Consider the following 309-nt stretch of genomic DNA (forward strand, 5'->3'; position numbering starts at 1 on the left):
CGCCTCGCACCGGGCGCGGTGCCTTGGCGAAGGGGCCCGGCTCGGCCGGACGTGGCTTGCGGCGCGGATCCATCGCGCGCTCGTGGTCCAGGCGCGGGCCGTGGTCCTCGGCGCGCAGGCCGCGGTCGATCCGGGCCTTGGCGGCGCGATCGACCTCGGGGCGCTGACCCCGCGGCCTGCGCTCCCCCGCCGCGGACCGCTCACCACGGCCGGCGCGCGGCTCCTCGCGCCTGCCGCGCCCGTCGTCCTCACGCGGCCTGCGGTTCTCACCGGAGCGCGGTCTGCGGTGGTCCTCGTCGTGCGGCGCGC

At 80.3% G+C, this 309-nt stretch carries 1 pseudogene; it reads right to left on the reverse strand.

From position 1 onward, the window contains the following. Nucleotides 1-309: pseudogene (locus ATM97_RS33385) on the reverse strand (hypothetical protein); the annotation flags it as partial.

Origin of the sequence: Nocardia sp. MH4 (assembly GCF_019266065.1) — a bacterium.
Taxonomy (GTDB): Bacteria; Actinomycetota; Actinomycetes; order Mycobacteriales; family Mycobacteriaceae; genus Nocardia; species Nocardia canadensis.